Origin of the sequence: Dyella silvatica (assembly GCF_026283955.1) — a bacterium.
GTDB lineage: Bacteria > Pseudomonadota > Gammaproteobacteria > Xanthomonadales > Rhodanobacteraceae > Dyella_C > Dyella_C silvatica.
The window spans coordinates 22,905-34,222 of sequence record NZ_JAPDPE010000049.1; the positions used below are offsets into that span (position 1 = coordinate 22,905).

The window sequence follows — 11,318 nt, forward strand, 5'->3', positions numbered from 1 at the left end:
GAAAACCCGGGCTTGAACAGGGCTGGCACTAAGTACCAAAGGCCGTGCCGCCATGGATCTCTTAACCTACCGATGACCTGGCGAACAGCAACATGGCGAGACATCGTCGCCAACAAGCTATTGAGCAAGACATGAACTGCCCAGAGCACGCGGCGGCACGGGTTCGATGAACATATGAAGCCCACCGCTGTCGATCTAGATCAGAAATCATTGATGACTGTAGGTCGAATCAGTTGACGCCCATGCAAGACTCAGAAACTGCCGATGCCATCAACACACAGTCAAAAATCACAATGGCCTCGACCGCGGCCGGGAGATCAGCGTGAGTAAGCAGCAATTGATCGATGACTTGGAAGACCTAGCCGACGAGTGGCGCCACCGTGCCTTGGAACAACGACGCAAGGGCAAGGAAGTAGCCGCCGATATCCTGAGCGATTGCCGTCACGAGCTCATCGCAGTCATCAAGCTGGCCAAAATGGATGTAAGTTCGTGAACGATTAGCCATCGAGCATAAACAAGAATAATCAATTATATAACGAATATTAAAAACCAATATACAAGCAACTACAATTGATTAAATTCAAATCGAACCCGCAAACCAACTTAAGCATGGTGGCCACGCAAGAGGGCGCGACCACCATGCAATGCAACGCTCAAGCAGCAGATAACCCATTTAAAATCTGGCAAGAAGCAAGAGTTTGATGGCACAAAAACACCATTCACTCAGCCCACATGCGTATATAGGAAAAAACTAACCTACACCAGCATAACCAACAGGTTTCTCAATCCATATATTCAGAACATTTTCCGTGAAAACTTTATTACCCCCCGTATTATTAACGAATAATACGGTCACACTATTGATCGCGTTAACATACCCAAAAATAGATATCCCTTGATTATCTGAGGCAAAAGATACCTTCACAGTATCGCCAAATTCCGCCCCACCGATTGAGTAGACTGCCGCCAACGAAGCACCTGCCAACATAGTCCCCGGATTAGCCCCCGTCGCCACAAATAACTGTGGGCCACGGAAAGTCATCTTACCGCCATTCGCCAACATGGTCCCCACCATATTGTTATTAAAATTATTATCAACAATCGTATTACCCATAATTCCATCGCCACCCACCACCGCCTCTACATAACCATACGACTGCGTCTTTGATGATTGATTATCAAAACAAATATTACCATTAACAACACAGTCACTTGCGTTATAACCAGGTATGCTAAACATTTTAATACCAGCCCCCAAGGCACCAGCGCTTTGGCCATTGTTAAAACAAATATTGTTCGAAACCACTGTATTAAGATCTCCCACAGTGATTCCGTTACCGGAATTTGCCGAGCACATATTTCCAGTAATAATGGAGTACGCACTCCAACACTCAATTCCAGACGGATAGGTATTATTAACATCCTCTCCAATCCCTCCGGTACAAACGTTATTTGTAATTCTGTTCTGCGTACAATTCGCTAATGGACCAAATGCAAGACCTGCGCCAAACGCGTAGCCAGCCACATAGTTGCCGTCAATGCAGCCCAAACCACCATTACTAAATAACCCAGTCCCGATCATCGTATTACGCGTAATAAAATGACTTCCAACCGACCCAGCCGCCACTGAAATATTTATCGCCTGATTATATGCACTAGTGGGCACTGGCATATAAAAATAATTGTCCTCAATATTAAAATAAGACCCACCATCCACCGCAAGACCAATGGTATGCGCCTGAATACCAGTGAAGGCACAGTGATCCAATATCCAGTTTGTACACTTAAATGCTTGATAAACCCAATAGATATTTCCAGGATTGCCTATTCCAGCAGGAAATATACCTGCAGAAATGTCAAAACCTAGATTACTAATACGAAAATTACTCAATCCTACCGCGTTAACCATCCCGGTGTTGTTTGTGAACGATTGCGGGAGTGCCTTGATGACAGATGAAGCACTGCCAGCACCGACCCAAGAGCACCCGTGCTGCATGACACCTGAATTGTTTACACAGTAAATGCCGGTCGGAAAAAATAGCGTAGCGCCAAGAGCGGTTGCTGCAGAATCCGCAGCGTTAATCGCAGATGTATCATCAGCCTGTCCATTGCCTACGGCACCAAAATCTTTAACACTGACAACATCTCTCAATTTGTCCTGGACCGTACGCGCTACCGCGCCAGCTCCGCCTTGCATGTAGCCAACGAGCGCTGATCCTCCGCCTGCGGCTAACTCTGCATGCAATACCGGCGTATCCGTGAGTGACACTGCTGCTTTCACACTCAATGCATTCATTTCACTATCGTTAGACATTGCTTGCTCCATGGGATCGATTGCGTAGTTGACTCGTTGAGCCAGCCTGTAAGAGGCAGGCCGGCTCGACGCCTATCATCCTGATAGGTCGTCTCAGAAAGCGAGATCACGCCACCCCCTATTACTCGACGCCACCTCAGCCCGAGAGCTAGGACATGAAACGTTTGAAGCGTGTGCCCTCGGTACAAGCTACTTTTGGCCACCCTGTTCTTGGTATTTCAACCAGCGCAAGCAACTGTTACAGCGCAGGGGCTCAGTTTCCACGCTCAAGCCAAGAAGCTATCCGGCCCTTGCCTCGGCTGTACGCGGCTTGCCAGCTCCAGTCAGCCCGGATTTGCATACGCTTATCCATGAGTCTGCGAGCAAACTTAATGCATGCCCGTGGCAATACGGACCAGCCGCTGCACCGCACCACCGGCCTTATTCTCAAACCAAAAAGCCCTGTCGTGCTTAATAAAACAGAGTCAAATAAATGCGCATATCATTAAAATATTTCACATAATATTGACATACTTTTAAATACATTTTTAAAATCACGCAAAAGTAAATTACTGGCATCATGCATTAACTCAAGCCGGCATTTATTTCGCCTTGCGTGACACCGTCCACACAGGAGGAGAACCACGATGGTTATTTATCAGATCACGATGGGCAACGGTAATGCACTGGCTATTGACGGAAATAATCCTGGGATAGGCTCTCAGCTGATACTTGCCAAATCGAACCCGTCAGACCAAAAACAGCAATGGTTTTGGGTTTATGCACCTGACTTGCAGGCATCGGTTCTATTTAACCCAAGCTCGAATCTGTATGCGACGGCCCAGACTATCAAGTCGGGCGCCCCAATCATTCTGACTCAAGCAACCGCTGATCTCACCAAGAACAATACGTTTCAAGTGCTCGGGGCAAACGCCTCCGCTGTCCGGCCACTCGCCAATACGGACCTCAATATGAATGCGCTCGGCAATGACTGGGGGCCCGGCACAAAGGTCGGTCTTTGGAGCTGGGATAAAGGTCGCCCTAACGAGTTATGGACCACGACCGCCATTGAGCTATAAGGCGAAAAGTGGGCCCTGCCATATGCATAGCTTATGGTCAGTGACATATATTATTGGCATGGCATTTTGTAATTTAAGTGGCGCGAAGAACCTCGTTAATGCGAGGCTCTTCGTTTGACATCGCTCCAACATAAGCGCAGCTAACTGATCCTCGAACCACTAGCGTGGTAACCCCTGGTTAGTCACTGGCGGCTATATATGGCGCCGGCCTTCATCTTCGCGCTCATAGGGGCATTGATTGATCTTCGCCTTGCCTGGATCTCAATATCGCACGCAGAGATCGGCACCATCCGTGGCGCCGATGATTGTGCGATAAGCCGAAAAACTCTACTTCACGCTATCGATCTGCACCTCCACACGTCGATTGGGAGCCAGGCAGGTGATCAGCTGGGCACGGGCGCTGTCCGGGCAATCCTTTACGGGATGGCTGGCGCCGAAACCTTCGGTGCTGATGTGCTCGCCGAGAACGCCGCGCCCCTCCAGATAGGCCTTGACGGCATCGGCGCGGCGAAGCGACAGCTCATGGTTGTAAGCGTCATTGCCCAGGCGATCCGTGTAACCGGCAATGTTTACGGCACGGAGCTTTTCACCCCGACCGCGCAGTTCCACGGCCAAAGCATCCAGTGATGCGCGGCCAGTCAAGCTGAGCTCAGCCTTGTCAAAAGCAAACAGAGCATCGGCGGACAGCACGCGCGGCGCTACCACCGGCGCCTCGTTTGTCTGCGCCACAGGCTTCGCCGTCTCCAACATGGCTGCGCAGGATTCTGGCTTCCAGTAAAAACTGCGGGCAAGCCGTGTGTCATCGAACAGCACCTTGTACTCGCACACAGTCACCTCATCGGTATCGGGTTTGCGAAAATTGAATACATAGTTCCACTCGCGCACACCCCACACACCCTCACTGAAATGCGGATAGCCGATCAGATCGGCGAGTTGTTGCTTATTGAGCCCTGCTCTTACCCGTCGAAGATTGGCCAGATTGGGAAAGGTACCGCCCTTATGCATCGGCGTAACGCTATCCGTCGCCGGCCACACCAGCTCGCCTGCGCCTTGACCGTTCTTTGCCACATCGTGGCTGACATTGCCGCAAGCGGCCAGGACGAGTGCGATCGAAACCGCGATGATGCCTTTGCATTGAGTACGCATGAATTGAACTCCCTGAATGTGGATGGACATGCCCGCGCTCACCAGACCACGCCCGCGCCGACACCCGCGCCGGCGTCTCCGCGCGTGTTGGTGGTGGCATTGAGCTTGAAGACGTAGCGACCGCTTTCGCTGATGGTCGATACGCCGACCGCGATACCGTTCTCGCCATGGAAACTACCCAACGCTACCGCCGCCGAACTCTGGTTTGGCTGATAGGCCTGCGGCAGGCTGGCCATCGCCATCGCCGAGGCGACACCGGCATTGGCACGATTGCCAATGCGATTGAGGTCACGATCGACACTCTGGAAGCGCTGGTCGGTGTAGTTCTTCGACCAGTCCTTGGCCTGCGCAATGGCATCGCTGAGCTGCCCCACATTCACCGCATCCGTCGCGGCAGTGCCAGCGGCCACGTTGGTCACCGTGCGCTCGTGCCCGACCGCGCCTACCGATACCGAGTTGGCGGCGGCCGCGACCGACCCCGCACCGATCGCCACACTGTTGTCGCCGCTGGCAGTAGAGCCAGCGCCGACCGCCGTGCTGTTGTTACCTGAGGCCGTGGATCCCGCGCCGGCAGCGGTGGCGTTGCTGCCGCTGGCTGAAGCCGGTGCATGGTTGTCGTTACTGGTCTGGTAGGTAGTGATCGTGGTCCCGCCAGTAGGCAGGTTGTTGATGGTCTGGGACAGGCTCGAGATCTGCGTGCCCAATTGCACCAGCGCCTGATTGTTGGCGTACAGTTGCGAGCCGTTGATCGCATCGGTACTACTGCCGCTGATGCGCCCCGCCGCCACATTGGTAAGCGTGCGTTCGGCGCCCGCCGCACCAACGCTCACGGTCGAACCCGGCGTGCTGCCGGCAAAACTGTAGCTGGTGCCGTTAAGCGTAACGCCACTGGTGACCACCGGTGCTGCCGTCACTGATCCCGCGCCCAACGCCACGCTGCCCGCATAGGCCGCCTGCGTGCCCGCGCCCAGGGCCATCGCCTGGATACCGTTGGATGTAGCGTTAGTGCCTAGGGCTACACCATCGGCCAGATTCACCGTGGCGTTCTGGCCGATGGCCGTGCCACCCGGTGCGGTCTGCTGCACGATGGCGCCGTTGCCGATGCCAATGCCGTTATCGCCGTTCACCGTCGTCTTGGGCCCGACCGCCACCGATTCCGCACCGACCGCCAGCGAATCGGCGGCATTGGAATTGGCGTGGAAGTACTTGATCGGTGTCACCGAGAACGAGCTCATCGCGCCCTTCAACTGACGCAGGGTCACCGCATCCTGATCCTGCGTGCCGTCCGCTACATTGGTGATCTGGCGAAAGCTGGTGGCGTTGCCGACCGAGATAGCACCAAGCAAGCTGCGGTCAGTGGTGTTGTACGGCACGATGTTGGTGCCGACCAGGATCGAACCGGAGCTTGGCGCGATCGCTCGATCAGACACTGCGGCCGAACCCAGCGCCACGCCGCCGAGTACCGAGACATTCGTGTTCTGCCCTAGCGCGGTGCTGCCGTCCGCCGTCGCCGCGGCACCCACGCCGGCCGCCAGCGCATTGATACCGGTGGCGCCGTTGTTGCTGTAGTTACCGCCGTGTGCGCCATTGTCGTTCACGCTGTAGTAGTGCGTGGCGCTGGCCGTCACCGTGCTGCTCAGGTTGCCCAGGGCCTGATTGGTGGCAAACAACTGCGAGCCATTGATGGCATCGGTGCTGTTCGCGTTCACCTGGCCCGCCGCCACGTTCGTCACGGTACGCTCGGCGCCTGCCGCCCCCACGCTCACCGTGCTGGTCGGCGCAGCTCCGGCATAGGTGTAGGCATGACCATCGATGGTGCCGCCAGTAGTGACAACCACCGCGCCGGTGCTGCTGCCTGCGCCCAGTGCTACGTCACCTGCGTTCGTACCCGCGGTCGCGCCATTGCCAATCGACACCGCGTTCGCCGTGCTGGCGGTGGATACCGGCCCGATCGCCACGCTATTCGTGCCAGCCGCATTGGAGTCAGCCAAGCTGGAGTTAGCGTGGAAATACTTGATGCCCCCGCCGTTCACCACGCCACCGATCTGATTGAACACCTGCTGCAGCGAGCTGTACGTAGCGCCGCCGTAACTGACATTGGTGGTCAGCGCGCCAGTCGTCGGGTTATAGCTGGTGCCGCCGCCGATGCTGCTGGCGATGGTGTTGCCGAGGTTGGTCACCGTGCTGCCCACCGAGCTCACTGCCTGATTGGTCGCGAACAACTGCGAGCCGTTGATCGCATCCGTACTGCTGCCGCTGATGCGGCCGGCGGCAACGTTGGTAATGGTGCGCTCCGCATTCAACGCACCCACGCTTACCGTGCTGCTCGGCGTGGTGCCGGCGAACGTGTAGGTGCTGCCGTTGATGCTCGTATTCGGTGTGCCCACGACGGTCGCCGTGCTGGAGCCTGCGCCCAGCGCCACGTCACCCACATTGGTGCCCGCGGTGGCGCCATTGCCAATCGATACCGCATTCACCGTGCTGGCGGTGGACACCGGCCCGATCGCCACGCTGTTCGTGCCAGCGGCATTAGAGTCGGCCAAGGTGGAGTTGGCGTGGAAATACTTGATACCCCCGCCGTTCACCTCGCCACCGATCTGGTTGAACACCTGCTGTAGCGAGTTATACGTAGCGCCGCCGTAGCTGACATTGGTGGTCAGCGCGCCGGTCGTTGGGTTATAGGTGGTGGTGCCGCCGATGCTGGTGGCGATGGTGTTGCCGAGGTTGGTCACCGTGCTGCCCACCGAGCTCACCGCCTGATTGGTCGCGAACAACTGCGAACCGTTGATCGCATCCGTGCTGGAGCCGTTGATGCGACCGGCGGCGACGTTGGTAACGGTGCGCTCCGCATTCAACGCACCGACGCTTACCGTGCTGGTCGGCGTGGTGCCGGCGAACGTGTAAGTGTTGCCGTTGATGCTCGTATTCGGCGTGCCTACGGCTTTCGAGGTGCTGGAGCCAGAGCCCAGCGCTACGTCGTTGGCGTTATTGGCGATAGCCGCGTTACCGAAGGCTACCGCGCCGGCGGCCAGGGCGCTGCTGCCATTGCCCAACGAGACCGAGCCCAAGCCCTGCGCGTTACTGCCATTGCCCAGCGCCACCGCGCCATTACCGTTAGCAGTGTTGTTGGCGCCCATCGCCACCGCACCGTTGCCGGTCGCCGTATTGGGATCGCCGATGGCCACGGCACCATTGCCATTGGCGACCTGCCCTTCGCCCAGCGCCACCGCACCAGTACCGCCGGTGACCTGCGAGTTGTGACCACCCGCGATGGAGCCCGGGCCCGCTGCGGCAGCGACTACCGCGGTGTCGCCAAAGGCCACGGTAGATACGGCAAGAGCTTGCGCCGAAGGCCCGAACGCAGTGGCACGGTCAGCCGCCGCGAGTGCACTGGGGCCAAACGCCGCCGAGGTCGCGCCGCTCGCGTTCGAGAACACACCTACCGCCACGCTGTTGACGCCACTGGCGGTGCTACTGACGCCAACCGCGGTCGAACCACTCGCACCTGAACTCACCGCGCCCGCGCCCAGCGCCGTGCCCTGGGCACCCGAGGCCTTCGCCCCGTCGCCCATGGCAAGGGCTTGCGTGTCGCTCGCCTGGGCTTGAAAACCCATCGCGATAGATCGGTTTCCCGAAGCGCTGGCGGCGACGCCGACCGCCGCGGAATTATTTCCGGTCGCACCATTGTTGAGGTAGTTCGCCTGCTGCGAACCGGCGTCGTTGACGCTGAAGTAGTGCAGTGGTGTGGCAGCCGCGAGCGACTGCACCGATTGCGTTACCGCGTAGAGCTGCGAACCATTGATCGCATCCGTACTACTGCCGCTGATGCGGCCCGCGGCGACGTTGGTGATGGTACGCTCGGTGTTCAATGCCCCCACGCTCACCGTACTGGCCGGCGCGGCGCCAGCGAAGTTATAGGTCGTGCCGGCGATGCTGTAGCTCGGCGTGCCAACGGCGACCGCCGTGATCGAGCCAGAACCCAGCGCCACATCGCTTGCATTATTTGCCTTTGCCGCAGTGCCTAAGGCCACCGCGCCGGCAGCCAGCCCACTGCTGCCATTGCCCAGCGCCACCGAGCCGATGCCTTGCGCATTGTTGTTATTGCCGATCGCTACCGCGCCATCGCCATTGGCCGTGTCGTTGGCACCCGTCGCTACCGCGCCGTTACCGATCGCGGAATTCGGATCACCGATAGCCACGGCGCCGTTGCCATTGGCGATCTGCCCTTCGCCCAGCGCCACCGCACCGGTGCCGCCGGCGACTTGCGAGTTGTGACCGCCAGCGATAGATCCGGTGCCGGCAGCCGCAGCGACGGTACTGCTATCGCCAAAGGCGACGGTGGAGGCCGCAAGCGCCTTCGATGCGTTGCCGATCGCCATGGCGTTCGCCGCCGCGGCATTCGATAACAAGCCAATAGCGATAGCGTTAGCCTGCGCTGCACTCGACTGTCCGCCTAGCGCAATGGCATTGTTACCGGCCGCATTGGCACCCGCGCTGGCGTTGCCGCCGATGGCCAACGAAGCCAAGCCCGAAGCACGCACCGCCGTAGCGGCGGTGGTACCGCCGACACCTAGCGAGGTGGAGTAGTTGCCCGTGGCCTGCGCCAGCGTGCCGACGGCCGTGGACTGCGCGCCCGAAGCCGTCGCCGTTGTGCCGAGCGCGCTACCCCAGGTACCCGTCGCCGAGGAGGCCACGCCGAAGGCAGCACCACCTTGCCCAGTCGCGGTAGCACCATTGCCGACGGCGGTCGCTTCGAACGTGGTCGTCGCACCGCCCGGCATGGCCGTGCCGGGGCTACCGCTGGCCTTGGCATTGACGCCGATAGCCACCGGCGAGCCGCCGCCACCCGAAACCATCGCTTGAGCACCCTGACCGATAGCGATAGCGGATCCGCCCACACCGGCAGCATTGGCGCTGTAACCGATGGCGATCGTGCCCACCGCTGACGAGCTGGCGCTATGGCCAAGCGCTACCGCGTTAGTGCCCGATGCGGTGGATTGGATGCCCACGGCAAGAGCATTGTCACCACTCGAGGTTACGTCGGTACCGATGCTGATGGACGACGCACCGCTAGCGCCTGTTCCGACCGCAGAGCGCGCCCCCAAGTACATGGAATTGACGCCCGTGGCGTAGGCCTGAAAACCTACGGCGATGGCATTCAGCGCGGCGCCGTGAGCCACGTACCCCAGTGCGAGCGCGCCGTCGGTATCCGCCGCCGCGGTAGCGCCAACAGCCGTCGCCCCGAGGCCGTTAGCGGTAGCGGCGTAGCCCACGCATGAGGCCGTACCGTTGTAAACGTTGTACGGCAACGACGTGCAATTCACGGCCTGCGCCTGCGCTGGCGAAACCCAACCGACTCCGCCAGACACCAGCAGCGCCGCGAATACCGCAGAGCTCAGGCTTCGCAGCGACAGGCGACGACTACCTCGCCCTTGTCCGCCACCGCGATGACACGCGGCCATCTCTGAAGCGACCACAAGCTGATTCAGCGAGCGGCTCCAGACTTTGCTGTGAATCTTGTTCATACCTTCTCCTTCGTGGGGGGTGAGGACAGGAGTCGGACGCGCAGCAAGGACACGAATCGCAGGCACGCAAACGCCTTGAGCGCGGAGTCGGGGTGGACTCCGCGCCGACATTTGACGCCGACAACGCGTGCTCCTCTGGTTGTTCCGCGCTCCTGCGTGCTTAAGCGCGCGATCGGCGACCACGCACCATAGTCATGACGAGGCGGTGCTCCGTGTCAGTCGCTCAGGCGAGCTGATGGGAAGCCGTTAGATCGACCCGGCGCGCGGGTGGTGCATGCAGCAGTGGCGCATGACAAAGAAAGCCCTCGAACCAAGGGGCTTGAGCATGCTGCGAGTCAATCAGCGGCATTCGGTACTCCTACTGTTTGTCCATCTCGATGGATACGTGTCCATTGCGTATGCCACTTCCCATCCCGGGAAGCCGTCCCTTCCATCTGTTGCCGCTGCAACCGGTTTATCGACAAGACCGGCATGGGTCGACGCACACCTGCTGGCGTGGCGTGTATGTAGCTGCTGAATGAACTTGAAGGTGTGACCGCCCACCTCGGCTGCCAGGCGCGGGTGGGCGCAGACGCACTGCAGGCGCTGCGCATTCCACAAACTAGTATTGCTGCGATGTATGCCTGCATACCCAAGATCCTCCCTGGCGTCCACCCATAGGGAGTTCGATGGCAAGACTCAGCTCATGCGAGGCAAACACTGCATCCCGGCAACGGGACTTGATGTCCGCTGCCGGAGCCTGGCGTGTTCAACCTACGAACGGCGAGAACCTGCCTCCAATGCCCCCTGTAGGCATACGTGGGTAAAGCCATGCTGTCCTGCTTTTCCGGAATACACCTCTGCAACGGCCGACGGCAGTTGTAGGACAATTCCGAGTGCTTCGCAGCTTGTATCGATCTTAGGCAGGTCGGGTACTTGCAAGAAAGGCATCGCACAAAAAGATGCGACGAGCATCACTGAATTTTCGTGTCAGGTGTCGCGGCGCTCCATGCCACTTCTCTTGACGACCGCACGGTCGTGGTGTTCGGCTCGGACAAGTGATCCGCTTCCCCTGCTTGCTTGCCCCTAAGCATCCAAACCGATGCATGCTAAGACCCGCATATCTTTGATCGAAGCGCAATGGCGATTTTGATCAATCGCCGTTACTAATCTGCGCGAAATCGTCGCAACGATTCCGTGATGAACCGGAGCGCAGCTCATGAATCTTGACTATCAGCACGTCATTACCATGCCCAACGCGAGAGCGGATCATCGCGCGCTTCGCATTTAGACATT

5 protein-coding genes are annotated in these 11,318 nt (G+C 58.5%); 2 read left to right on the forward strand and 3 right to left on the reverse strand.

The window, feature by feature from the left end; all coding sequences use genetic code 11:
- Positions 1-322: 322 nt before the first annotated feature.
- Positions 323-493, forward strand: coding sequence for a hypothetical protein (locus tag OUZ52_RS11385; protein ID WP_266158509.1), 171 nt, complete (start codon positions 323-325; stop codon positions 491-493).
- 258 nt (positions 494-751) lie between these two features.
- Here OUZ52_RS11385 and OUZ52_RS11390 read toward each other — a convergent pair whose 3' ends face one another.
- Positions 752-2,314: a glycosyl hydrolase family 28-related protein gene (locus tag OUZ52_RS11390; protein ID WP_266158510.1), complete on the reverse strand. Its 1,563-nt coding sequence runs from the start codon at positions 2,312-2,314 to the stop codon at positions 752-754.
- A gap of 626 nt (positions 2,315-2,940) precedes the next feature.
- On the opposite strand from OUZ52_RS11390, the gene OUZ52_RS11395 reads away from it, so the two are divergent.
- Positions 2,941-3,372 carry a hypothetical protein gene (locus tag OUZ52_RS11395; protein ID WP_266158511.1) on the forward strand — a complete coding sequence of 144 codons (432 nt, stop codon included), beginning with the start codon at positions 2,941-2,943 and terminating at the stop codon, positions 3,370-3,372.
- A 327-nt stretch (positions 3,373-3,699) separates the two neighbouring features.
- Here OUZ52_RS11395 and OUZ52_RS11400 read toward each other — a convergent pair whose 3' ends face one another.
- Together OUZ52_RS11400 and OUZ52_RS11405 are read right to left on the reverse strand one after the other, a co-directional pair.
- The gene (locus OUZ52_RS11400) at positions 3,700-4,518 is read right to left on the reverse strand and encodes an OmpA family protein (RefSeq protein ID WP_266158512.1); all 819 of its coding nucleotides are present in this window, start codon (positions 4,516-4,518) and stop codon (positions 3,700-3,702) included.
- A gap of 38 nt (positions 4,519-4,556) precedes the next feature.
- Entirely contained in the window at positions 4,557-10,043 is a 5,487-nt protein-coding gene (locus OUZ52_RS11405) for a beta strand repeat-containing protein (protein WP_266158513.1), read from the reverse strand.
- Positions 10,044-11,318: the final 1,275 nt, after the last annotated feature.

Coding starts and splice junctions, on each gene's coding strand:
- OUZ52_RS11390 (WP_266158510.1), bottom strand. CDS start 2,314: ATGTCTAACGATAGTGAAATGAATGCATTGAGTGTGAAAGCAGCAGTG.
- OUZ52_RS11395 (WP_266158511.1), top strand. CDS start 2,941: ATGGTTATTTATCAGATCACGATGGGCAACGGTAATGCACTGGCTATT.
- OUZ52_RS11400 (WP_266158512.1), bottom strand. CDS start 4,518: ATGCGTACTCAATGCAAAGGCATCATCGCGGTTTCGATCGCACTCGTC.
- OUZ52_RS11405 (WP_266158513.1), bottom strand. CDS start 10,043: ATGAACAAGATTCACAGCAAAGTCTGGAGCCGCTCGCTGAATCAGCTT.